Here is a 23,759-nt window from a genome sequence, read left to right on the forward strand (position 1 = left end):
GCTCAGCCCCGCGCGGCGTGCGGCCACGGCGTCATCGCCCAGCCGCCGGCCGAGCGCTGCAGCCGTGTGTCGAGCCCGAGGCCGTCGAGCAGCGCGGCGTCGTGCGAGACCACCAGCAGCGCGCCCGGATACTGACGCAGCATCGCGGCGAGCGCCTGGCGCGCCGCCAGATCGAGATGACGGTCCGGCTCGTCGAGCAGCAGCAGCTGCGGCGCCGGCTCGGCGTACAGCGCGAGCGCCAAGGCCGCCTTCACACGCTCGCCGCCGCTGAGCGCAGCCGCGGGCTGGACGACGCGCGCGGCGTCGAGCCCGAGCAGCGCCAGCCGCGTGCGCAGCTCGCCGTCGGCCAGTCGCGCGTTCGCGACCCGCAGCTGCTCGAACACCGAGCGCCCGGCGTCGAGACCCGACAGCGTCTGGTCGAGGTACGCGCCGGGCACGCGCAGCGCGCGCACGCCGGCCAGCGGCGCAAGGCGTCCGGCGAGAACCTGCAGCAGCGTCGACTTGCCGCTGCCGTTGGCGCCGATGAGGCCGATGCGCTGGCCGGCGCGGATGCACAGCTCGATGCGCCGGGCGGCGCCGGCCAGATACGGCAGCTCGACCGCGCGCAGCTCGGCGATGCGGCCGGCGCCGGCGCCGCCGGCGTCCGGCGCGAACAACAGCACCGGGGCCGCCGCCTCGACCTGCGCCGCCGCCTCGCGCACGCGCTGCGCGAGATCGGCCTGCCGGGCCTGCCGCTGCGCGCGGTGGCGGCCGGCGCTGGCCTCGCTGCGCTGACGGCGCAGGCCGAGCAGGATCGGCGCCTGATTCTCGGTCGCCGCCTGTCTGGCGCCGCGCGCCGCGCGGTGTTCGAGCCGTTCGCGTTGCGCGCTGATCTCCCGCTCGCCGCGCCGGCGCTCGTGCTGGCGGCGCGCCAGCTCGGCCTGCGCCAGCGCGTGCTCGTCGGCGCGGGTCTGCCGGTAGAACGCGTAGTCGCCGCCGTAGCGGTGCAGGCCCAGCGCGGACAGCTCGACGATGCCCTCCATCGCCTGCAACAGCGCGCCGTCGTGGCTGATCAGGATCAGGCCGCCGGACCAGCGCTGCAGCCAGGCGCCCAGACGCTGGCGACGCACGCCGTCGAGATCATTGCCGGGCTCGTCGAGGATCAGCAGCTCGGCACCCGACAGGCGCGCCCCGATCAGCGCGACGCTGGCGCGCTCGCCGCCGCTGAGCCGCGCCGCCGGCGTGTCGGCGTCGAGATGCGCGAGCCCGTCGTCGACGAGCGCCTGGCGCAGCTGCGCGCGCAGGTCCCAACGGTCGGCCAGCGCCTCGAAGTCCTCGCTGCGGCTACTGCCGGCCTCGATGCGGCGCAGCGCCTCGAACGCGCCGTGCAGACCGGCCAGCCCGGCGACGGTCTGCGCCGGCGGTACGTCGATCTGCTGGCTGAGATAGTGGATGCGGCCGCGGCGCTCGACACGGCCCTGCGTCGGCGCCAGCGCGCCGGCGAGCAGGCGCGCCAGCACCGATTTGCCGATGCCATTGCGGCCGACCAGGCCAGTGCGGCGCGCGTCGAAATGCTCGTGCAGCCCGTCGAACAGCGGCCGGCCGTCCGGCAGCCGGTACGAAACGCCGTGCAGCGTGATGGAAGCGTGCGAAGTGCCCATGCGATGTCCTCGAAACCCGTGCCGGCCACGCAGGCGCGTGGCGCGAATGCAGCCGTCATGGCGACGGCGGGGGCTTCAGAGGAGCATCGGACCAATCTCCGGCGGGGGCGCGAATGGGGCACGCGCAGTATGCCGCGCGCCGGCCGGCGCCGCGACGGGGGCAGCGCCCGCACGAGGCGCGCCGGCCAAGCCTTCGCGACGCGGCCGCGCGGTGCGTCGTCCGGGAAGGTCTGCATCGCTGCGTCGCACCTGGCCGCGCGGACGCCGTGGCGATCCCCAGACGCCCCTGGCGTCGGGCGTCGCCGGCGGCGCCTCGCCACGACGGGGCATGAACTTCTTCGGGGGCGCCTAGTCGAGCACCGGCGCGTCGCCGCGCGGACGCCAGCGGCAGCGCTCGAAATCGACGCGGCCGCGCGCGTCGAAGATCACGCCCTCGGCTTCGAGGCGGCGGCGCTGCTCGCGCTGGCCGGCCTCGCCGGGCAGTGACGAACGTCCGGACGCGCTGATGACGCGGTACCACGGCAGGTCCATGCCGTCCGGCACGTGGCGCAGCGCCTGCGCGGTGAGACGCGGCTGCCGCGCGAAGCCGGCGAGATCGGCGACCTGCCCGTAGGTCGCGACCCTGCCGCGCGGGATGCGGCGGATCGTCGCCCAGATCGCGGCGTGGCGTTCGGCGAGCGTCAGCGGCGGCGCGAGTGCGGCGCGCGACGCCGGCGCTGTCGCGGGCCGCAGCGGACCGGCCGCGCGCGGACCGGCTTTACGAGGGACGGTTTTCGACATGCGCGCAGCTTGCCGCAGCGCCCGGCGGGCGAAAAGGCCGCGGCCGGGCCTGCGCCCGGCGCCGCTCTGTTTCCCCCACGCTTCCCCAACCGCAATGCCGATGCGACCTTCGCTCAGGCCGCCGCTTCCGCCGGCAGCGCATCGCGGCGCTGGCTCCATTCGACCTGCCAGCCCTCGCGCTCCCAGCGCGCGATCCAAGCCTGCGCCAGCGCCTCCGCGTAGGTCTGGCCGAACTGCATGCGCAGGCGGCGCTGCTCGGTCCAGCGCATCCAGCGCTCGTCGGCCCCTTCGCAGACGCGCAGCCAGTGCTGGCCGGCGGCAGTGCGCGACACGATCACGGCGCGCGCGCCGTACGGCGCGGCGCCGTCGCGGGGCATCAGCAGGGCGTTGAACACGAGCGTCTCGACGCGCTCGATCTGGGCGCTGAACTCGTCGTGCGAACCGTAGGCCGGCAGGATGTGCGGGGTCGTCTCCATGATGAGGTTTGCGGCCGGCGCACGTTGGCTTTGAGACCGCCGTTGTCGACAGCCCCTGTAAGAAAAAGTCTGATCGGGTTGTCGGCCGGCTCGCGGCCGACTTGAGCCCGGCTTCAGACGGCGCCGAACGTGCCGTCGGCGATCAGCACGCTGTGGCCGCCGACGCGCACCGCGCTGACCTGACCGCCGACGCGGTCGGCGGCGATGTGCAGCACGCTCGGCCGGCCCATCTCGACGCCCTGGTGCAGGGTCCAGGCGTGCGTGCCGTCGCTGCCAGCCTCGCTGGCGAGCGCGCCGGCCAGCGCCGCCGCCGCCGAGCCGGTGGCCGGGTCCTCGGCGATGCCCATGTCGGTCGCGAACATGCGCGCGCGCAGCTCGCCCTCGTAGCCGCGCGCGTAGACGTAGAACGACGAGGCCCAGGCGCCGGCGAAACGCTGGCGGGCACCGGCCGCGTCGAAGTCGACGGCGGCGAGCAGTTCCGGCGCGCGCAGCGGCACCAGCACGAAGGGCACGCCGCAGGACACGGCGCGCGGCGCCTCGGCGCCGCTGCCGAGATCGCCGGCTTCGAGGCCGAGCACGGCCGCGACCGCGCCGACGTCCGGCGCCGGCCCGTACTCCGGCAGCTTGGCGACGCTCAGCTCGGCATACATCGGCTCGCCGGGCGTGCGGCGCACGCGCACCGGCACCGGGCCGACGCCTTCCTCGAGCACGAAGCTGACCTCCGCGCCCTTCGGCGCCAGGCCGAGCTCGGCGAGCAGGCAGGCGGCGCCGACGGTCGGGTGGCCGGCGAACGGCAGCTCGCGCGCGGGCGTGAAGATGCGCACGCGGTGCAGCGCCTGCGGCAGCGTCGGCGCCAGCACGAACACGGTTTCGGAAAGATTGAACTCGCGGGCGATGCGCTGCATCTGCACGGCCGTCAGGGCATCGCCGCCGAACACCACGGCGAGCGGATTGCCGCCGAACGGCTGGGTCGTGAAAACGTCGAGCGTGTGGAAGCGCAGCGTCATGGCAACACCTGGGGGCGGGGGAAACGGGCCGGCTATTGTCCTACGCCGCGCCTGAACCGCGCGAGTACGGCGCCAGCGCCTCGCGCCAGGCCTTGAGCTTGGCGTCACGCGGCTGGCCGGCATTGGCCGGGCTGGTCGACGGCAGCGTCTGCACGCGCAGGTCGGCGACCAGCGCCGGCGCCGCGCGCACGACGTGCCGCGCGAACGCTTCGGCCGCCTTGCCGCCGTTCAGGCAGACGCATTCCAGCCGGCGATGCCGGCGCCGGAACGCGGCGAAATCGTTGCCGACCTCGCTGTCGCGCGCGATGTGGCCGTCGAGACTGCCGGGCCGCACGCAGGCGGCGAGCACGTCCCAGACGGCGACGCCGTGTTCCTGCAGGCGCGCCAGGCGCGCCGCGTACGGCAGCGCCGGCCCGGCGCCGAACAGCTCGCCCATGAACGGCCAGAACAGATTGCGCGGATGCGCGTAGTACTGTTGCGCGCGCAGCGACGCCTGTCCCGGCATCGAGCCGAGGATCAGGACGCGCGCGTCGGCGCGCGCGGCGGGCGGAAAACTCTCGCAGTGCATGTGATGACCGGACTGTCAGTTGCGGCTTCGGAGTTTGGCTTATCGTTCAGGGTTCTTGAATGAGCCTGCCGAAAATCCTCGCTATCGGCGCGAGGCCGGCAGTTCTAGCATCGTCGCACTTCGAATCGGGAGGCGGCATGGCGACGGCACCGCGCACGCAGTACACGGCACCGGCCCAGCTCGGCCACTGGCTGGTCGTGCTGCTGATCGTCGCCGCCTACGCCGTGGCCTGGACCATGGTCGATCTGAAGCTGTCGCCGACCAAGCTCAGGCTTTTCAACTATCACAAGTGGATCGGCGTCACCGTGTTCGCGCTCGCCGCGCTGCGTCTGGCCTGGCGCCTCGGCCACCGCCCGCCGCCGCTGCCGGCGGGCATGGCGGCCTGGGAGCGGCAGGTCGCGGAGATCGCGCATCGTCTGCTCTACCTGCTGATGTTCGCGGTGCCGCTGTCCGGCTGGCTGATGAGCTCGGCCAAGGGTTTCCAGACCGTCTACCTCGGCGTGCTGCCGATTCCCGACGCGCTCGGCAAGAACGCCGCGCTCGGCCAGGCGCTGACCGAGGTGCACGAGGCGCTGACCTGGCTGCTGCTGGCGCTGGTCGCGCTGCACGCGGCGGCGGCGCTCAAGCACCATTTCGTCGATCGCGACGACGTGCTGCGGCGCATGCTGCCGCAGTGGCGCCGCCGGTCCTGATCCAGAGGAGAACCGTTCATGTCCCTGCACGTCCGTACCGCCGTCGCCGCCGGCCTGCTCGCCGTCTGTGGTCTCGCCCTGGCCACGCCGCGGCCGCTGGTCGCGGCCAAGAGCCGCATCGACTTCAGCGTCAAGGAAATGGGCGTCACCGTCTCCGGGCAGTTCCGCAAGTTCGAGGCGACGATCGATCTCGATCCGGCCCGGCCGGAAGCCTCGAAGGCCGAGGTCATCGTCGACATCGCCAGCCTGACGACCGGCGACGCCGATACCGACGCGATCGCCGTCGACAAGCCCTGGCTCGACAAGCTCGGCTTCCCGAAAGCGACGTTCAGGAGCACCGCGGTGAAAAGCCCGGCGCCGAACCGCTACGAAGTGAGCGGCGTGCTGACGATTCGCGGCAAGGCGCGCCCGATCGTCGTGCCGCTGACCACCGCCGCGCAGGCCGACGGCGGCCTGCTCGCGACCGGCGGCTTCTCGGTGCGCCGCTCCGATTTCGGCATCGGCGGCGGCGAATGGAACGAGGGCGACCTCGTCGCCGACGACGTCCCGGTCACGTTCAGCCTGACGCTCGGCCCGGCCGCGCGCTGACTCGCCATCTCATCCCCCCACGCGTTTCCCAGGAGTTCCCGCATGAAGAAGATGCTCGTCGCCGCGCTGCTCGCCAGCGCCTCGTTCGCCGCCGCCGCGGCCGACACCTACGATCTGGAGCCGAACCACACGTTCCCGCGCTTCGCCATCAACCACCTCGGCTTCTCGACCTTCCACGGCCAGTTCAACAAGACCAGCGGCACGGCGACGATCGACCTCGCCAAGAAGACCGGCAGCGTCGACGTGACGATCGACGTCGCCTCGATCTCGACCGGCGTCGCCAAGCTCGATGAGCACCTGCAGACGCCGGACTTCTTCGACGTGGCCAAGTACCCGACGATCACGTTCAAGTCGAGCCAGTTCAAGTTCGACGGCGGCAAGCTCGAGGAAGTCCGCGGCGAGCTGACCATGCACGGCGTCACCAGGCCGGTGACGCTGGAGGTCGAGAACTTCGTCTGCAAGGATCACCCGATGACCAAGAAGCCGGCCTGCGGCGCCGATCTCGAGGCCAAGATCAAGCGCTCCGACTGGGGTATCACGACCTACGTGCCGGCGGTCGGCGACGAGGTGACGCTGTCGATCGAGGTCGAGGCGGTGAAGAAGTAAGGCTGCGATCGGCGGCAGGCAAGGGGCGCGTCGCAGGACGCGCCCTTTTTGCTGCGCGGCGCGCGCCTACATGAACTTGCCGCCGACGATCTTGCCGTCGCCGCCGAGCTCGGCGAAGTAGCGGCTGTTGTTGGTGCGGAACTCGCGGGTCGCGATCTGGCCCGGCAGCACGAGCGTGACGTCCGGGTAGGCCTTGCGGAACTGCTCCGGCGTCGGATGGGTGCCGATGAAGCGGTGGAACGCGTCCAGATCGGTGACGTGGCCCGGCACGGGCTTGGGGTCGCTCATCGTCGTGTGCTGGCAGGCGGCGGCCAGCGTCGCGACACTGATGAAAGCGGCGCAGAGCAGGCGGCGCATGCGGATTCTCCAGGAACGTTCGGGACCGCGCCGAGTATGCGCGCAGCCTGCGGCCCGGGAAAACCCCGGCGCGGACACGGCACGGCTTCGCTAAGATCGGCCGCTTCCCCCGTCAGGCCTGATGCCATGTTCCGCCTTCTCAAGCCCGCGGCCCTGAGCGCCGCCCTGCTGTCCGGACCCGCCATGTCGACTATCGCGTTGCCCGAGGCTGCGCAGCGCAGCGATCCGCATTCGTACGCCAACACGCAGGACTTCCGCACCCGCGACCTGGCGCTCGATCTCGACGTCGACTTCGAGCACCGCGTGCTGCGCGGCACCGCCGAGCTGACGCTCGAGCGCGTCAACCCGAAGGCCGACACGCTGGTGCTCGACACCCGCGACCTCGATGTCGGCGCCGTCGAGGCCGGCCACGACGGCACGCTGGCGAAGACCGCGTTCAAGCTGGCGCCGCACGATCCGGTGCTCGGCAGCGCGCTCGTCATCCACATGCCGAAGGGCGCCGACCGGGTGCGCGTGCACTACGCGACGCAGCCGCAGGCATCCGGCCTGCAGTGGCTGACGCCGGCGCAGACCGCCGGCCAGAAGCATCCGCTGCTGTTCAGCCAGTCGCAGGCGATCCACGCGCGCAGCTGGATTCCGCTGCAGGACACGCCGCAGGTGCGGCAGACCTACAGCGCGCACATCACCACGCCGAAGAACCTGCGCGCGGTGATGAGCGCCGACAATGATCCGCAGGCGCCGCTGTCCGGCGCGTATCGCTTCAAGATGCCGCAGCGCATTCCCTCGTACCTGATCGCGCTCGCGGTCGGCGATCTGGCGTTCCGCGCGACCGGTCCGCGCACCGGCGTCTACGCCGATCCGGGCGTGGTCGACGCCGCGGCCCGCGAGTTCGAGGACACCGAGAAGATGCTGGAGCGCTGCGAGGCGCTGTACGGTCCGTACCGCTGGGGCCGCTACGACCTGCTGATCCTGCCGCCGAGCTTTCCGTACGGCGGCATGGAGAACCCGCGCCTGACTTTCGCCTCGCCGACCGTGATCGCCGGCGACAAGTCGCTGGTCTCGCTGGTCGCGCACGAAATGGCGCACTCCTGGTCCGGCAACCTCGTCACCAACGCGACCTGGGCCGACATCTGGCTCAACGAGGGCTTCACCGAGCACGCGACCTTCCGCATCGTCGAAGAGGTCTACGGCCGCGACGCCGCGCAGCAGGAGCGCGTGCTGTCGGCGCGCCGCCTGCAGGCGGAACTGGCCGAGACCGCGCGCGACGACGACAAGACGCTGACGCCGGATCTGGTCGGCCGCGATCCGGACGACGGCCTGTCCGGCGTGCCGTACGCGCGCGGCAGCCTGTTCCTCGATTACCTCGAAGCCAAGTTCTCGCGGCCGGTGATCGACGGCTTCCTCAACGGCTGGTTCAACAGCCACGCGTTCCAGAGCGTGCGCACCGCCGACTTCGTCGCTTACCTGCACGAGCAGCTGATGGCGCAGAAGCCGGGCCTGCTCAGCGAGGCCGAGCTCGACGCCTGGCTGCACCAGCCCACGATGCCGGCCGACACGGTCTGGCCGAAGTCGGACGCCTTCGACCGGGTCGACGTGCAGCGCCAGGCCTGGCTCGCCGGCCAGACGCCGGCCGCGGCGCTCGACACCAAGGGCTGGACCACGCATCAGTGGCAGTACTTCATCGACACGCTGCCGACGCTGTCGGCGGCGCAGCTCGACCAACTCGATGCGGCGTTCGGCTTCTCGAAGACGCGCAATCAGATCATCGCCAGCCACTGGTGGAAGCAGTGCCTCGCCAACCATTACGCGAAGGCCGACGCCGGCGTCGAGCAGTACCTCGGCGCGGTCGGCCGCATGCTGCTGATCATGCCGCTGTACCGCGAGATGGCGAAGACGCCGGACGGTCTGGTGCGCGCGAAAGCCATCTACGCGAAGTGGAAAGACCGCTATCACCCGATCGCGCAGGACGCGATCGAGAAGACGCTCGCCCGGGCCGGTTGAAACGGCCGCGGTAGCGGCTGCGGTACACGACGGCGCCGGCGGGCGCCGTCGTCGTTTCCGGCCTGCGCCGGACCTCAGTCGCGGCGGCGCGCGCGCTGCGCGAGCCAGGGATGCACGAGCACCGAGGCGAGCAGGATCGCCGCGCCGGCGTAGAACGAAGCGCCGAGCTCGCGCTGCTCGCCGAACAGCAGCGCGGCGAGGATGATCGCGTACAGCGGCTCGAGGTTGACGGCGAGCTGGGCCGCGAACGCCGTCAGCCGGCGCAGCGCGAACAGGTAGATCGTGAACGGGGTCAGCGTGCAGCAGACGACCAGGATCGCCAGCAGCAGCGCGTCGCGCGCACCCGGCACGTGCAGCAGGCTCGACAGCCCGCCGAACAGCGGTGCGAGCAGCGTCAGCGAGGCGCCGCCGACGCCGAGCTCGATCGCCGTCACCACGACCGGATCGGCGCGCTCGACGTAGCGCTTGTTGAACGAGCCGAAGACCGCCACCAGCAGCGCCGACAGCGCGCCGACCGCGAAGCCGGCGAGCATGCCCGGCGGCACGCCGCCGGCGACCAGCGCGACGCCGGGCACGGCGGCGAGACCGACGACCAGTTCGCGCAGGTCGGGGCGCCGCTGCGCGACCACCGGCTCGATCAGCGCGAGGAACACCGGCGCCAGCGCCAGGCAGGTCGCCGCCACCGAGGCGTTGGCGAGCTTGATCGCAGCGTAGAACGTGAACCAGTGCAGCGCGACGATCACGCCGATGCCGGCGTAGGTGGCGAGCAGGCGCCGCGGCAGCGCCAGCAGGCCGCGCCAGACGCGCGGCACCAGCAGCAGGATCGCCGCGACCATCAGCATGCGCCACCACACCAGCGCCAGCGCCGGCATCGAGATCGCCTTGCCGAGGATCGGCGTGAAGCCCCAGAGCAGGACGCAGAAATGGATTTGCAGCTGGGCTTTGAGGGAGGGCGACATGGCGGAGCCCGCGGACAGGGCGCGCAGCTTGCCGCGTCGGCCGGCGCTTGAAAAGGCCGGCGTCGCGACAGCGCGTACCGCTATCGGTCCCGGCCGGCCCGGGCGGGCGGCGCCGCGCTCAGTCAGGCGCGTCGGCGCCGGCGCGGGTGACGCCGCCTCAATCGGCGCCGCGAGGCGACGAACCCGGGGCGGCGCGCGCCGCCAGCGCGAACTCAGAAATCGCCGTAGCGGCGGCGACGGCGGCTCTGCATCAGCCACGGCAGCAAGAGGCCGAGCACGACGCCGCCGCTGAGCAGGCCGGCGCCGGTCAGCAGCGTGGCACGCCGCGCGCGCTCCTGGTCGAACTGCTGGCGCAGCGCCTGGCTCGCCTGCTCCTTGGCGGCGAGCTCCGCCTTCAGGCGCGTGTTGTCCTGCGCCAGCTCGAAGGCCGGGCGCGCCTTGTCGAGCTGCGCCTTGGCCGCGCCCAGCTCGGCCTGCAGCGACTTGATCTGATTCTGTGCGGTATCGAGATCGGCCTTCAGCTGCGCGACGCGATCCTTGGCGGCCGGCTGCGCCGACAGGTAGCGCGCCGTCATCCAGCCTTCGCGGCCGTCCGTGGTGCGGACGCGTGCGAAGCTGTCGGGGCCGAGCGTTTCGAGCACCGTGACTTTCTGGCCGCTGCGCAGGCTGCCGAGCGAACCGGCATCGTTGCGCGGCGCTTCGCGCAGCACCACGGCGATGTCATCGGAGATGAATTGCGTGGTGCCGGACTGGGCATGCACGAGCGGCGCCGCGATCAGCAGCGCGAGAGAGAGAAGCGAGCGATTCATGGCGGATCGAGTCTAGCAACGCGATCCCGCAGTGAACACCCGCACGCGCGCCTGCCGCTTCAGCCGCGATTCAGCTTCGCGGCGCGACCGCGCGTTCAGTTGCGCTGCGCGCGCCGCTGGCCGGCCGCTGCGAAGCGACGCTGTTCCTCGGGCGTCTGCGGCACGAGCGGCGGCACCGCTTGCGGCTCGCCCTGCTCGTTGACTGCGACCATCGTGAAGAAGCAGCTGTTGGCGTGGCGCACGACATCCTTGCGGATGTTTTCGGTGATGACCTTGATGCCGACCTCCATCGAGGTGCGGCCGGTGTAGTTCACCGAGGCGAGGAAGGTGACGAGCTCGCCGACGTGGATCGGCTGGCGGAACATGACGCGGTCGACGGAAAGCGTGACGACGTAGCTGCCGGCGTAGCGGCTGGCGCAGGCGTAGGCGACCTGATCGAGCAGCTTGAGGATGTGCCCGCCGTGCACGTTGCCGGAGAAGTTCACCATGTCCGGCGTCATCAGCACGGTCATCGTCAGTTGATGCTTGGGCAAGTCCATGGTTCGCATTCTTCGCTGTCTGCTGTTGGCCGATCGGCTGGCCGATCGCGGTGCAAGAAACGAACCACGGCTTCATGTCGGCCGCGGCGCAAGGCGCGCGCCGGCAGCCGGACCGTCCATCGAGCCGTGGTTCTCGCCGCGCGCTTTACAGCGCCAGACGCCGCAGATCGGACAACAGCTTGGTCAGCAGCACGATGAAGCGCGCCGCGTAGGCGCCGTCGATGACGCGATGGTCGTACGACAGCGACAGCGGGCACAGCAGACGCGGCTGGAAAGCCTTGCCGTCCCAGACCGGTTTGATCTGGCTCTTCGACACACCGAGGATGCCGACCTCCGGCGCGTTGACGATCGGCGTGAAGAAGCTGCCGCCGATGCCGCCAAGCGAGGAGATCGAGAAGCAGCCGCCTTTCATCTCTTCGGGCTTGAGCTTGCCGTCGCGCGCCTTCTTGGCCAGCTCGGCGGTTTCCTGCGCGAGCTGAACGATGCCCTTGCGGTCGGCGTCGCGCACCACCGGCACGACCAGACCGTTCGGCGTATCGGCGGCGAAGCCGATGTGCATGTACTGCTTGAGGATCAGGCTCTCGCCATCCGGCGACAGCGAGGCGTTGAACTCCGGATACTGCTTCAGTGCCGCCGTCACCGCCTTGATGATGAACGGCAGCAGCGTCAGCTTGACGCCGCCTTCCTCGCTCTGCGCCTTGCGGAAGGCTTCCAGCTCGGTGATGTCGGCTTCGTCGGTCTGGGTGACATGCGGGATGTTGAGCCAGGCGCGATGCAGGTGCGCGGCCGAGAGCTTGCGGATGCGCGCCAGCGGCCTGGTCTCGATCGCGCCGAACTGCGCGAAGTCGATGGCCGGGATCGGCGGAATGCCGGCACCGCCGGCAGCAGCCGGCGCCGCGGCGGGCGGCTGTGCGAGGCGCTGCTTGACGAAGCCCTGCACGTCCTCGATCAGGATGCGGCCGCGGGCGCCGCTGCCGTGCACCTGGAACAGATCGACGCCGAGTTCGCGCGCGAACTTGCGCGTCGCCGGACCGGCGTACGGCACCTCGCCGTCGCGGCGCGCGGCGGCTGCCGGCGGCGGGATCGGCGCGGTGTCGGCGATGATCGCGAGCGGATTGGCCGGCAGCGGCTCGGTCGGCGTCGCCGGATCGCGCGGCGGCGGCGATTCCGCTGCGGCGGCGGGCGGCGGCGCGGATGCGGTGCCGGCCGCGGCGAGCAGCGTGCAGACTGCATCGCCCTGCGAGACCTTGTCGCCGACCTTGAGCTTGAGCGCGCGCACCGTGCCGGATGCCGGCGCCGGCACTTCCAGCGTCGCCTTGTCGGATTCCAGTACCAGCAGCGGCGCGTCCTTCTCGATCGCGTCGCCGTCCTTCACCAGCAACTCGATCACCGGCACGTCGTGATAGTTGCCAATGTCGGGAATGCGCACATCGATCTCGGCGCCGGCCGCCGCCGGCACCGGCACCGGCACCGGCACCGGCACCGGTGCAGCGACCGGCGCGGCGGCAACGGGCGGCAGCGGCGCGGGCGCGACCGGGGCGCTGGCCGGCGGCGCTGCGACCGGTGCCGCCGTAGCGGCGGCCGGCGCCGGAGCCGGCGCGGACACCGCCGCTTCGGCGGTTTCGAGCTCGCAGATCTCGGCGCCCTGCGAAACCTTGTCGCCGACCTTGAGCTTGAGCGCGCGCACCGTGCCGGCCGCCGGCGCCGGCACTTCCAGCGTCGCCTTGTCCGATTCCAGTACCAGCAGCGGCGCGTCCTTCTCGATCGCGTCGCCGTCCTTGACCAGCAACTCGATCACCGGCACGTCGTGATAGTTGCCGATGTCGGGGACCGTGACTTTCTGATTCGCCATCGTCGGATTCTCCTCAGCTCAGCCAGGGCGCGCGGCGATCCGGCTTGATGCCGTAGATCTTGATCGCCTGCTCGACGCGCTCCGGCGGCAGCCGCTTCTGCTCGGCGAGCGCCATCAGGCTGCGGACCACGATCCAGCGGCGATCGATCTCGAAGAAGTCGCGCAGCGCCGGACGGTTGTCGGAACGACCGAAGCCGTCGGTGCCGAGCACATGGTAACGGCCGGGCACGTACGGGCGGATCTGCTCGGCGTAGGCGCGCACCCAGTCGCTCGACGCGATCACCGGGCCGGTCGTGCCTTCGAGGCATTCCTGCACGTAGCTCTTCTTCGCCGGCTGCGTCGGATGCAGCAGGTTCCAGCGCTCGGCTTCGCGGCCCTCGCGCGCCAGCTCGGTGAAGCTCGGCACGCTCCAGATGTCGCTGCTGACGCCCCATTCTTCCTTCAGCAGGTCGGCGGCGGCGATCACCTCGCGCAGGATGCAGCCGGAGCCGAGCAGCTGCACGTGCGCCTCGCCCGGCTGCTCGTCCGCGCGCAGCCGGTACATGCCTTTGATGATGCCGGCCTCGGCGCCGGCCGGCAGCGCCGGGTGCGGATAGTTCTCGTTGTAGACCGACAGGTAGTAGTAGACGTCGTGGTTGTCGACGTACATCTCCTGCATGCCGTGCTGGATGATGACGGCCAGCTCGTAGGCGAAGGCCGGATCGTAGGAGCGGCAGTTCGGCACCGTCGCGCTGTAGACGTGCGAATGGCCGTCCTCGTGCTGCAGGCCTTCGCCGTTGAGCGTCGTGCGGCCGGCGGTCGCACCGAGCAGGAAGCCGCGCGCACGCGCGTCGCCCGCCGCCCAGGCGAGATCGCCGATGCGCTGGAAGCCGAACATCGAATAGAAGATGTAGAACGGCAGCAGCGGCGTGCCGTGATTGGCGTAGCTCGTCGCCGCGGCGAGCCACGAGGACATCGAGCCGGCCTCGGTGATGCCTTCCTCGAGGATCTGGCCCTTGATGTCTTCCTTGTAGAACGCGAGCTGGTCGGCGTCCTCCGGCTTGTACTTCTGGCCGACGATCGAATAGATGCCGAGCGAGCGGAACATCGCCTCCATGCCGAAGGTGCGCGCCTCGTCCGGCACGATCGGCACGACCAGCTTGCCGATGTTCTTGTCGCGGCACAGCGTCTGCAGCATCTGCACGAAGGCCATCGTCGTGCTGATCTCGCGCTCGCCGGTGCCGGCGGTGATCTTGTCGAACGCCGCAAGCGGCGGAATCTCCAGCTGCACCCGCATCGGCCGCCGTGCCGGCAGCGAGCCGCCGAGTGCGGCGCGGCGCTGCTTCAGGTACTGGATCTCCGGCGAATCGTCGGCCGGCTTGTAGAACGGCGTCTCGGCGATCTTCTCGTCCGAGATCGGAATGCGGAAGCGGTCGCGGAACGCGCGCAGCGCGTCCTCGCCCATCTTCTTCTGCTGGTGCGTGATGTTCTGGCCCTCGCCGGCCTCGCCCATGCCGTAGCCCTTGACGGTATGCGCGAGGATCACCGTCGGCGAACCCTCGTGGCGGCTCGCCGCCGCGTAGGCGGCGTAGATCTTGTGCGGATCGTGGCCGCCGCGGTTGAGCCTTGCGATGTCCTCGTCGGACATGGTCTCGACCAGCCTGCGCAGCTCCGGGTATTTGCCGAAGAAGTTCTCGCGCGTGTACTTGCCGCCCTTGGCCTTGTAGCTCTGGTACTCGCCGTCGACTGTCTCGTTGAAGGCCTCGAGCAGCTTGCCCGAACGGTCCTGCGCGATCAGCGGGTCCCACAGCGAGCCCCACAGCAGCTTGATGACGTTCCAGCCGGCGCCGCGGAACGTACCTTCCAGCTCCTGCACGATCTTGCCGTTGCCGCGCACCGGACCGTCGAGGCGCTGCAGATTGCAGTTGACGACGAAGATCAGGTTGTCGAGCTTCTCGCGCGCGGCGATGTCGATCGCGCCCAGCGATTCCGGCTCGTCCATCTCGCCGTCGCCGCAGAAGCACCAGACCTTGCGCCCGGCGGCCCTGGCCAGACCGCGGTTCTCCAGATACTTCATCAGGCGCGCCTGATAGATCGCGGTGATCGGGCCGAGGCCCATGCTCACCGTCGGGAACTGCCAGAAGTCCGGCAGCAGCCACGGATGCGGATAGCTCGGCAGGCCCGGCTGCAAGGCTTCCATGCGGAAGCGCTTGAGCTGCGCCTCGCTGAGGCGGCCCTCGAGAAACGCGCGCGCGTAGATGCCCGGCGTGACGTGGCCCTGGATGTAGACGAGATCGGCGCCGTCCGGATGATCCGGACCCTTCCAGAAATGGTTGAAGCCGACGTCGTACAGCGTCGCGCTCGACGCGAAGCTGGCGATGTGGCCGCCGATGCCCGAATGCTCGCGGTTGGCGTTGACGACCATCGCCATCGCGTTCCAGCGCACGATCGAACGGATGCGCCATTCGATCTCGTGATCGCCCGGCGAGCGCGCCTCGAGATGCGGCGGAATCGTATTGAGGTAGGCGGTGTTCGCCGAGAACGGAATGAAGGCGCCGTTGCGACGCGCCTTCTCGACCAGCCGCTCCAGCAGGAAGTGGGCGCGCTCCGGACCCTCGCGATCGAGCACCGCGTCGAGCGCTTCGAGCCATTCGCGGCTTTCCTGCGGATCGATGTCCACGGACTTGTTGTTGTCGGTCTGCATCGTTGCTCCTCCACCGTCTCGATCAGGCAATACCGGATGACTGTAGACCGCGGCGTGGCGATACGTCCAATATATGAGAGATCGTCAATCCATATTTAATACGTATTGCATATGGAACTCCGCCACCTGCGCTACTTCGTCGCGATCGCCGACGAAGGACATTTCACCCGCGCCGCCAAGGCGCTCGGCATCGGCCAGCCGCCGCTGTCGCAGCAGATCCAGCAGCTCGAACGCGAGCTCGGCACGCCGCTGTTCAAGCGCCTGCCGCGCGGCGTCGCGCTGACCGACGCCGGCCAGGCCTTCGCCGATGACGCGCGCCGCATCCTGCGCGAGGTCGACAGCGCCTGCGAGCGGGCGCGTCGCGTCGCCAGCGGCGAACTCGGCCGCATTCGCGTCGGCATGATCAACTCGGCGCCGTTCCATCCTCTGATTCCGCAGGTGATCCGCGAGTTCCGCCGCCGCTACCCGAACGTCGCCTTTTCGCTCGAAGAGCGCACGACGCCCGGTCTGGTCGCCGCCGTGCGCAACGAGACGGTGGACGTCGCCTTCGTGCGCCCGATCCACGGCAGCAGCGAAGGGCTCGGCATGGAGACGGTGGTCGACGAGGACCTGATGGTGGCGCTGCCGTCCGGTCACGCGCTCGCGCAGCGGCGCCACATTCCGCTGCTGGCGCTGTCGATCGAACCGTTCGTGCTGTTTTCGCGCACGGTCGGCGCCGGTCTGCACGACGAGATCGTCTCCGCCTGCCGCAAGGCCGGCTTCTCGCCGCGCGTCGTGCAGGAAGCCTCGCAGGTAACCTCGATCGTCAATCTCGTCGCCTCCGGCCTCGGCGTGTCGATCGTGCCGGCGTCGATGCAGCACATGCATACCGAGGGCGTCGTGTTCCGGCCGATCCAGCGGCCGGTGCCGAAGGCGCGGCTGGCGCTGATCTATCGCCACGCCGACGGCGAGGCGCCGCACATCGCACGCCTGCGCGAGCTGGTGCGCGAGTTGGCGGCGCCGGCGCCGCGGCGCCGCGCGCGCCGGGCATAATCGGCGGACCCGCAGACGAGGACTGCCGATGCGCCGCGCCGCCGTGCCCCTGGACGATGTCGAAACCGCCGTCGACCACATCATCGAGCGCGTCGGCAAGCGCATCGTGTTCGGCATTCCGCTCGGGCTCGGCAAGCCGGTCGAGCTGACCAACGCGCTGTACCGGCGCGCGCAGCAGGATCCGACGCTGCAGCTGAAGATCTTCACCGCGCTGTCGCTGGCCAGGCCCGCCGCGGCGCCGGGCCTCGAGCGCGCCTTCATGCAGCCGTTCGTCGAGCGCGTGTTCGCCGGCGTGCCGGAACTCGACTACGTGCGCGACCAGCACGCGCGGCGCCTGCCGGCGAACGTCGAGATCTGCGAATTCTTCTTCCTGACCGGCGCGATGCTCGGCAACGCCGAAGCGCAGCGCGACTACATCAGCAGCAACTACACGCACGCGCCGCGCGACGTCTTCAACCAGGGCTGCAACGTCGTCGCGCAGATCGTCTGCCGGCGCGACACGGCAGACGGGCCACGCTACTCGATGTCCTGCAATCCGGACACCGGGCCCGAGGTGATCCGTCTGCTCGAACAGAGCGGACGCCCGCACCTGGTGATCGGCGTCGTCAACCAGTCGCTGCCGTACTTCGGCCACGACGCCGAGCTGCCGCCGGAACGCTTCGACTATCTCGTCGAGCATCCGCGCTACACGACGCCGCTGTTCTCGACGCCGAAGATGCCGGTTGCCAGCGCCGACTACGCGATCGGCCTGCAGGTCAGCACGCTGGTGCGCGACGGCGGCACGCTGCAGCTCGGCATCGGCAGCCTCGGCGACGCCATCGTCCACGCGCTGCAGCTGCGCCACGGCGACAACGCGCGCTACCGGCGCATCGTCGAGGACTTCGGCACGCTCGACCGCCACGGTGCGCTGGTGCACGAGACCGGCGGTCTGGAGCCGTTCGCACAAGGCGTCTACGGCGCCACCGAAATGTTCGTCGACGGCTTCTGGCATCTGCTGCGCGACGGCATCCTCAAGCGCCGCGTCTACGATTTCTGGGCGCTGCAGCAGCTGGTCGACGAGGGCCGCTGCGATCCGCAGAAACTCGAAGCCTCGGTGCTCGACGCCTTCGACGCGCTCGGCGTGCGCGTGATCCGCACGCAGGACTTCGAGATCCTGCAGCACCACGGTTTCTTCAACGACGCGACGCGCTACGAGCGCGGCTACCTGATCGCCCCGGACGGCACGCGCGTGGTCGCCAACATCGCCGACCCGCAGGCGCGCGCCGTGATCGGCGCGCAATGCCTCGGCACGCGGCTGCGCCACGGCGTCGTCCTGCACGGCGGCTTCTTCCTCGGTCCGCGCGATTTCTACCAGGGTCTGCGCGACTTCGACGAGGACACGCGCGCGTCGATCTGCATGACCGGCGTCGACAAGATCAACCAGCTCGACCGCAATCCGCGCCTCTACCAGCTGCAGCGGCGGCACGCGCGCTTCGTCAACACCGGCATGATGGTGACGCTGTCCGGCAACTTCGTCGCCGACGGCCTCGACGATGGCCGCGTCGTGTCCGGCGTCGGCGGCCAGTACAACTTCGTCGCGCAGGCCCATCAGCTCGACGGCGGACGCTCGATCCTGATGCTGCGCGCGGTGCGCGACAACGGTGGCACGCCGTGCAGCAACGTGCTGTTCAACTACGGCCACACGACGATTCCGCGCCACCTGCGCGACCTCGTCGTCACCGAGTACGGCATCGCCGACCTGCGCTCGCAGACCGACAACGCGGTGGCCAAGGCGCTGATCTGCATCGCCGACTCGCGCTTCCAGGACGGCCTGCTCGCGCAGGCGCAGAAAGTCGGCAAGATCGAAGCCGGCTGGCGGGTTCCCGAGGCCTTCCGCCACAACACGCCCGAGACGCTGGAGGCGCGTCTCGCCGCGCATCGCAGCGCGACGGTGTTCCCGCTGTTTCCGTTCGGCAGCGACTTCGACGCCACCGAGCGTGCGCTGCTGCCGGCGCTCGGTCGCGTGCGCAGCCGCGCGGCGACGACGCCGAAATGGAAACTGCTGATGCAGCTGCTGCGCTTCGACGCCGGCGCGATCACGCCGGCGCTGCAGCCCTACCTCGAACGCCTGCAGCTGACGGCGCCGAAGCGCCTCGAAGACCGCGTCGCGCGCATGCTGGTCGTCGACGCGCTGCGCGAGCGCGGCCTCGGCTGAGCAGCGCCGCGTAGCAGCCGGCGCTGCGCGCGGCCCGCTAACCGCCGCTGCAGCGCCGCCAGGCCCAGCGTGCGGCGAGGCCGACCAGCAGCAGCCACAGCGCGACGATCGCCAGCGCCGCGACCCGGCTGGCCGGCAGACGACCGGCCGCGGCGGCGCGACGGCGCGCCGCGTCGAGCACCGCCGGCGGCGTCAGGCGCAGCACCAGCGCCAGGCCCAGCGGCACGATCAGCAGATCGTCGAGCAGTCCGAGCACCGGGATGAAGTCCGGAATCAGGTCGATCGGACTCAGCGCGTAGGCGACCACGGCGAGCGCGAGCAGGCGCGCGGCCCATGGCAGGCGCGGATCGCGCGCCGCGAAATAGGCGACACGCAGCTGCGCACGCAAATCGAGCGCCCAGCCGCGCAGCCCCTTCAGGAAGGCTTTCATCGCGCCAGCATACGGCGCGCAGAAGCGCTCGCCGCCTGATCCGGCGCCGGATGGAGCGCCTGCTCCGGCGACAAGCGGCGAGGGCTGCGCGGTCTCAGCCGCGCTTCGGCAGCGGCATTTCCTGCGGCTCGTAGCCGCGCCCGCGCAGCCAGTCGCGCAGCGCCAGGCCGGTCGCCGCCGGCCAGTACGCGGCGCGCTCGAACGCCACGTGCTTCCATTCGGCCAGCTCCTCGTTGAGCCGCACCGTGCCGCGCGCCGGCACGTGGAAGGCGATGATGAGCTGGTTCATGCGTTCGAAGCCGTAGTGGCCGATGAAGCTGGCGCCGAGCGGGGTGAGACCCAGCTCTTCCTCGACCTCGCGCTGCACGGCCTCGGCCGGAATCTCGTTCTTTTCGAGAAAGCCGGTGACGAGCGCGAACATACCGGACGGCCAGGCGACGTTGCGCGCCAGCACGAGCTGCCCCTCGTGCTCGACGACGGCGGCGACGACCGGCGTCGGGTTGTCCCAGAAGATGAAGCCGCAGCCTTCGCTCCGGCAGACGCGGCGGTCGAAACCGCCGTGCGCCTCGGATTCGAGCGGCGCCGCGCAACGCGGGCAGTAGCGGTAGGTGGTCGCGTTCGGCGAAGTCATAGACGGGCGGCGTAGCGGGCCTGGGCGGTGAGAACGACGCGATCATCGCACGACAGTTGCACGGCGACGTCGCAGCGCGCGCGTCGGCGCGTGCGCAGCGTCTCGACGAAATGCGGCCAGTCGTCGGGCCGCCGCGCCTCGGCGACGAACTCGCGGTCGGCCGGCAGCAGGTAGTCGCAATCGTAGTGCTGGATCACCAGCGAGGCGGCGAGCTGTTCGGCGGCGAGCGCGCGGTACAGCAGCGTCCAGCCGGCGACGATCGCGAGCGTCGCCAGGCTGCCGCCGAACACGGTGCCGTGCGGATTGCGGTTCGGCGCCAGCGGCGCGGCGACGCGCAGCGCCTGCGCGTCGGCCTGCAGCACGCGCAGCGCCATCGCCGCGGTCAGCGGAATCTGTTCGTGCAGAAAGCGGGTCAGGGCGTCGGCGCCGGGCGGCGGCGCGAGAGGTTCGGACATCGTCAGGACGGGATCGGCGGATCGGATTCGCGCAAACGATACCCGACGCCGGCCTCGGTCTGGATCAGCGCGCCCTGCGCGGCGTCGCGTTCGAGCTTCTGGCGCAGCTGGCGCACGTAGATGCGCAGGTACTGGACGTCGGTATCGGCCGCCTCGCCCCACACCGCCTTCATCAGATGCCGGTGCGTGAGCACCTTGCCGGCGTGCAGCACCAGCTGTTCGAGCAGCGCGTATTCCTTCGGCGACAGCTTGACTTCGGCGTCGCCGACCCACACCAGGCGCCGCACCAGATCGACCTTGAGCGGGCCGCTGCGATACAGCGGCCGCGCGCCCTGGCGCTGCACGCGATGGCGCAGCGCGGCGCGCAGGCGCGCCATCAGCTCCTCGGTGCCGAACGGCTTGGCGACGTAGTCGTCGGCGCCCTCGTCGAGCGCCTGCACCTTGGCGGCCTCGAAGTCGCGGCTCGACAGGATCAGCACCGGCAGATCGGAGGCTGCACGAATCTCGCGCAGCAGGTCGAGGCCGTCGCGGTCGGGCAGGCCGAGGTCGAGGATCAGCAGATCCGGCGCCTGTTCGCGCAGCAGCTGCAGCGCGCTGCGCGCGTCGCCGGCTTCGAGCACCTCGTAGTCCTGGGCGGCGAGCGTGGTGCGCAGCAGCTTGCGGATCGGCTTCTCGTCGTCGACGACGAGGATGCGCGCGGCGTGCAGGCTCATGCCGGCACCGCCTTCACGGCGACGACCAGGCTGGCCGGGAACTCCACCTCGAACTCGGCGCCGCCGCCGTCGCGGCTGCGCACGCGGATGCTGCCGCCCATCGCCTGCACGAAGCCGCGGCAGATCGTCAGGCCGAGGCCGGTGCCGGCGCGCTGGCGGTCGGCCTGCCGCACGCGATAGAACACGTCGAAGATGCGATCCTGCTCGGCCGCCGGCACGCCGGCGCCGCGGTCGCCGACCGACAGCGTCAGCGCATAGCGGTGCTGGCGGGCGGCGATCGTGATCTCGCTGCCTTCCGGCGCGTACTTGGCGGCGTTGTCGAGCAGATTGACCAGCACCTGTTCGAGCAGCGCCGCATCGGCGAGCACGAACGGCAGATCGCGCGGCAGATCGACCACCAGCCGGTGCTGCGCGAGCAGCTTCTGCGTGCGCCGCACCGCGCCGGCGACGATGTCATGCAGATCGCAGGGCTCGCGCTTGGCCTGCAGCGCGCCGGCGTCGAGCTTGGTCATGTCAAGCAGGTTGGCGACGAAGCGGCTCATGCGCTCGGTCTCGTCCTGCGCCGTCGCCAGCAGCTCGTCGCGCGCCGCCTCGTCGTAGAGCGCGCCGTAGGAGCGCACGCTGGTGATCGCGCCGAGGATGCTGGCCAGCGGCGTACGCAGATCGTGCGACACCGAGGTCAGCAGCGCGGCGCGCATCTTCTCGGTCTCGGCCAGCATCTTCGCCTGGTCGACGTCCTTGGCCAGGCGGATGCGCTCGGTGCCGATCGCGACGAGATCGGCGAGCGCGTCGAGCAGGCGGCGCTGGCCGGCGCTGAGGCGCAGGCGCTCGTCGCCGCGCACACCGATCACGCCGACCGCCGCCTGCTCGGACAGCATCGGCACGAACAGCCATCTGCCGCCGGGCAGCGTGTCGGCGCCGCGCCCGGCCGGCTGCGCCTTGTCGCGGCACCAGTTGGCGGCGGCCAGATCGGCCTCGTCGAGCACCGCCTGCGGCGACGAGGCGCCGCGCAGACGCAGGCCGTCCGGATCGGACGACAGCAGCACGGCCTCGACGCCGAGCATTTGCGCGATGCGCTTGGCAGCGATGCCCATCAGCTCGTCGAGCCGGCGCAGGCCGGCGATCTGGCGGCTGAACTGCAGCAGCTCGCCGTTGAGCATCGCCTGATCGCTGGCCAGCCGCGCCTGATCGCGGGCCTGCGCCGACAGACGGCTGGTGAACGCCGCGGTCAGCAGGAACGCGATCAGGGCCACGACGTTGGCCGGGTCGCCGATCGTGAAGGTGTAGAGCGGCGGCAGGAACAGGAAGTTGTAAAGCGTGGCGCTGGCCAGCGCGCAGACCAGGCCCGGCACCAGGCCGGAGCGCGTGGCGGCAAGAATCACCGCCGGCAGGAACACCATCGACACATTCGGCACGCTGAGCCAGCGGTCGACGACCAGCGCCAGCGCCGCGGCCAGGCCGGCATACAGCAGCGCATGGGCGTGGTCGGCGCCGGCGCCCCAGGACCAGCGCCGCTCGATCCGGCCGGCATCGCGCTGGCGCTGACGCTGCCGCACGTTCGGGGCGGCGGCGAGGACCTGCACCGTGATGCCGTCGGCTTTGCGTACCAGCTCGCGGACCACCGAGCCATGCCGCCACTCGAAGAGCGCCGAGCGCTGCGATTTGCCGACGATCAGCTGCGTGACGTTGTGCTCGCGCACCAGGCGCAGCACGGTGTCGGCAATGCCCATGCCGCCGGGCAGCGTCTGGGTGTCGGCACCGAGCTGTTCGGCAAGCCGCAGCGTGGCGGCGATCTGCGCGCGCTCGGCGTCGCCGAGCTGCAGGCTGCGTGCGGTTTCGAGATGCAGCGCGGTCCACGGCGCGTCGAGACGGTCGGCGACGCGCTTGGCGTGCCGCACCAGCGCCTCGCCGGCCGGCGATTCGTCGATGCAGACCAGCACGCGGTCACCGGCCGCCCAGACCTGCTCGACGCCGCGCGCGCGGCGCTGCTGCTGCAACTGCTCGTCGACGCTGTCGGCGGTGCGGCGCAGTGCCAGCTCGCGCAGCGCGGTCAGATTGGACGGCGTGAAGTAGTGCTGCAGCGCGCGTTCGCCGGCCTCGCCGCGATAGACCTTGCCTTCGCGCAGACGCTGCATCAGATCGGTCGGCGTGATATCGACGACCTCGATGTCGTGCGCCGCTTCGAGCACCGAGTCCGGTACCGTCTCGCGGACGCGCACATGCGTGATGCTGGCGACGATGTCGTTGAGGCTTTCGAGATGCTGGATGTTCAGCGTCGAGTAGACGTCGATGCCGGCGTCGAGCAGTTCGACCACGTCCTGCCAGCGCTTCGGGTGCCGCGAGCCCGGCGCGTTGGTGTGCGCCAGTTCGTCGACCAGCGCCAGCTGCGGGTGGCGTGCGAGCAGCACGTCGAGATCCATCTCGTCGAGTTCGCGCTGCTGGTACGGCACGCGCCGCCGCGGCAGCACCTCCAGCCCTTCGAGCAGCGCCACCGTCTCGCTGCGGCCGTGCGTCTCGACGATGCCGGCGACTACGTCGACGCCCTCGGCGCGCTTGCGCCGGGCCGCCTGCAGCATCTCGTAGGTCTTGCCGACGCCGGGCGCGGCGCCGAGGAAGATCTTCAGCTTGCCGCGACCCTCCTGTTGCGCCTGCTGCAACAGCGCGTCGGGCGACGGCCGCGCGCCCTCAGACGCGGCCGGATCGGCGTTCACGGCAGGTTCCGTCGGCTAGAGGGCGGGTGCGGATCA

At 70.8% G+C, this 23,759-nt stretch carries 22 protein-coding genes; 6 read left to right on the forward strand and 16 right to left on the reverse strand.

Annotated features, from left to right (window positions below):
- Window positions 1–2 precede the first annotated feature (2 nt).
- The 5 genes from K343_RS0106145 to K343_RS0106165 form a co-directional block, all read right to left on the reverse strand.
- Window positions 3–1,640 carry an ATP-binding cassette domain-containing protein gene (locus K343_RS0106145; RefSeq protein WP_028007297.1) on the reverse strand — a complete coding sequence of 546 codons (1,638 nt, stop codon included), beginning with the start codon at window positions 1,638–1,640 and terminating at the stop codon, window positions 3–5.
- 348 nt (window positions 1,641–1,988) lie between these two features.
- A complete protein-coding gene (locus tag K343_RS0106150) occupies window positions 1,989–2,420 on the reverse strand; it encodes an MGMT family protein (RefSeq protein WP_084615725.1) in 432 nt (143 codons plus the stop codon).
- Between the two features lie 113 nt (window positions 2,421–2,533).
- Entirely contained in the window at window positions 2,534–2,896 is a 363-nt protein-coding gene (locus K343_RS0106155; protein WP_028007299.1) for a hypothetical protein, read from the reverse strand.
- 113 nt (window positions 2,897–3,009) lie between these two features.
- Window positions 3,010–3,903: a PhzF family phenazine biosynthesis protein gene (locus tag K343_RS0106160; RefSeq protein WP_028007300.1), complete on the reverse strand. Its 894-nt coding sequence runs from the start codon at window positions 3,901–3,903 to the stop codon at window positions 3,010–3,012.
- Between the two features lie 40 nt (window positions 3,904–3,943).
- Window positions 3,944–4,471 carry a DNA-deoxyinosine glycosylase gene (locus tag K343_RS0106165; protein WP_028007301.1) on the reverse strand — a complete coding sequence of 176 codons (528 nt, stop codon included), beginning with the start codon at window positions 4,469–4,471 and terminating at the stop codon, window positions 3,944–3,946.
- Window positions 4,472–4,608: 137 nt separating this feature from the next.
- Here K343_RS0106165 and K343_RS0106170 point away from each other — a divergent pair, with 137 nt between their 5' ends.
- From K343_RS0106170 to K343_RS0106180, 3 genes are read left to right on the forward strand one after another with little or no spacing between them, the layout of a single operon-like run.
- Window positions 4,609–5,163: a cytochrome b gene (locus K343_RS0106170; RefSeq protein WP_028007302.1), complete on the forward strand. Its 555-nt coding sequence runs from the start codon at window positions 4,609–4,611 to the stop codon at window positions 5,161–5,163.
- An 18-nt stretch (window positions 5,164–5,181) separates the two neighbouring features.
- Window positions 5,182–5,751: a YceI family protein gene (locus K343_RS0106175; RefSeq protein ID WP_028007303.1), complete on the forward strand. Its 570-nt coding sequence runs from the start codon at window positions 5,182–5,184 to the stop codon at window positions 5,749–5,751.
- 42 nt (window positions 5,752–5,793) lie between these two features.
- Complete coding sequence (locus tag K343_RS0106180) at window positions 5,794–6,357, forward strand: YceI family protein (protein WP_028007304.1); 564 nt, start codon at window positions 5,794–5,796, stop codon at window positions 6,355–6,357.
- A 66-nt stretch (window positions 6,358–6,423) separates the two neighbouring features.
- Here the strand turns inward: K343_RS0106180 and K343_RS0106185 are convergent, their stop codons facing one another.
- Window positions 6,424–6,714 carry a hypothetical protein gene (locus K343_RS0106185; RefSeq protein ID WP_043112204.1) on the reverse strand — a complete coding sequence of 97 codons (291 nt, stop codon included), beginning with the start codon at window positions 6,712–6,714 and terminating at the stop codon, window positions 6,424–6,426.
- 183 nt (window positions 6,715–6,897) lie between these two features.
- Here K343_RS0106185 and K343_RS0106190 point away from each other — a divergent pair, with 183 nt between their 5' ends.
- Window positions 6,898–8,715: a M1 family metallopeptidase gene (locus tag K343_RS0106190; RefSeq protein ID WP_245585131.1), complete on the forward strand. Its 1,818-nt coding sequence runs from the start codon at window positions 6,898–6,900 to the stop codon at window positions 8,713–8,715.
- A gap of 74 nt (window positions 8,716–8,789) precedes the next feature.
- Here K343_RS0106190 and K343_RS21205 read toward each other — a convergent pair whose 3' ends face one another.
- The 5 genes from K343_RS21205 to aceE form a co-directional block, all read right to left on the reverse strand.
- Complete coding sequence (locus K343_RS21205) at window positions 8,790–9,674, reverse strand: DMT family transporter (RefSeq protein ID WP_043112206.1); 885 nt, start codon at window positions 9,672–9,674, stop codon at window positions 8,790–8,792.
- 212 nt (window positions 9,675–9,886) lie between these two features.
- Window positions 9,887–10,483, reverse strand: a complete 597-nt coding sequence (locus tag K343_RS0106200) for a TIGR04211 family SH3 domain-containing protein (RefSeq protein WP_028007307.1) — start codon at window positions 10,481–10,483, stop codon at window positions 9,887–9,889.
- Window positions 10,484–10,578: 95 nt separating this feature from the next.
- Entirely contained in the window at window positions 10,579–11,022 is a 444-nt protein-coding gene (locus tag K343_RS21210) for an acyl-CoA thioesterase (protein WP_043112207.1), read from the reverse strand.
- A 145-nt stretch (window positions 11,023–11,167) separates the two neighbouring features.
- On the reverse strand, window positions 11,168–12,874 hold the full coding sequence (gene aceF / locus K343_RS0106210; protein WP_028007308.1) for a dihydrolipoyllysine-residue acetyltransferase: 1,707 nt from the start codon (window positions 12,872–12,874) through the stop codon (window positions 11,168–11,170).
- 13 nt (window positions 12,875–12,887) lie between these two features.
- Window positions 12,888–15,557 carry a pyruvate dehydrogenase (acetyl-transferring), homodimeric type gene (gene aceE, locus K343_RS0106215; protein ID WP_028007309.1) on the reverse strand — a complete coding sequence of 890 codons (2,670 nt, stop codon included), beginning with the start codon at window positions 15,555–15,557 and terminating at the stop codon, window positions 12,888–12,890.
- Window positions 15,558–15,668: 111 nt separating this feature from the next.
- Here aceE and K343_RS0106220 point away from each other — a divergent pair, with 111 nt between their 5' ends.
- Window positions 15,669–16,589, forward strand: a complete 921-nt coding sequence (locus tag K343_RS0106220; protein ID WP_028007310.1) for a LysR family transcriptional regulator — start codon at window positions 15,669–15,671, stop codon at window positions 16,587–16,589.
- 28 nt (window positions 16,590–16,617) lie between these two features.
- On the forward strand, window positions 16,618–18,783 hold the full coding sequence (locus K343_RS0106225) for an acetyl-CoA hydrolase/transferase C-terminal domain-containing protein (RefSeq protein ID WP_028007311.1): 2,166 nt from the start codon (window positions 16,618–16,620) through the stop codon (window positions 18,781–18,783).
- Window positions 18,784–18,820: 37 nt separating this feature from the next.
- Here K343_RS0106225 and K343_RS0106230 read toward each other — a convergent pair whose 3' ends face one another.
- The 5 genes from K343_RS0106230 to K343_RS0106250 all read right to left on the reverse strand — a co-directional run bounded on the left by K343_RS0106230 (window position 18,821) and on the right by K343_RS0106250 (window position 23,723).
- Window positions 18,821–19,213 carry a YkvA family protein gene (locus tag K343_RS0106230; protein WP_028007312.1) on the reverse strand — a complete coding sequence of 131 codons (393 nt, stop codon included), beginning with the start codon at window positions 19,211–19,213 and terminating at the stop codon, window positions 18,821–18,823.
- 94 nt (window positions 19,214–19,307) lie between these two features.
- Entirely contained in the window at window positions 19,308–19,844 is a 537-nt protein-coding gene (locus K343_RS0106235; protein WP_028007313.1) for an NUDIX domain-containing protein, read from the reverse strand.
- A complete protein-coding gene (locus tag K343_RS0106240) occupies window positions 19,841–20,299 on the reverse strand; it encodes a YiiD C-terminal domain-containing protein (RefSeq protein ID WP_028007314.1) in 459 nt (152 codons plus the stop codon). The genes K343_RS0106235 and K343_RS0106240 overlap by 4 nt, the downstream gene beginning before the upstream one ends.
- Window positions 20,300–20,301: 2 nt before the next feature.
- On the reverse strand, window positions 20,302–21,012 hold the full coding sequence (locus tag K343_RS0106245) for a response regulator (protein ID WP_028007315.1): 711 nt from the start codon (window positions 21,010–21,012) through the stop codon (window positions 20,302–20,304).
- Window positions 21,009–23,723 carry an ATP-binding protein gene (locus K343_RS0106250; RefSeq protein WP_028007316.1) on the reverse strand — a complete coding sequence of 905 codons (2,715 nt, stop codon included), beginning with the start codon at window positions 23,721–23,723 and terminating at the stop codon, window positions 21,009–21,011. The genes K343_RS0106245 and K343_RS0106250 overlap by 4 nt, the downstream gene beginning before the upstream one ends.
- Window positions 23,724–23,759: the final 36 nt, after the last annotated feature.

Origin of the sequence: Solimonas flava DSM 18980 (assembly GCF_000426685.1) — a bacterium.
Taxonomy (GTDB): Bacteria; Pseudomonadota; Gammaproteobacteria; order Nevskiales; family Nevskiaceae; genus Solimonas; species Solimonas flava.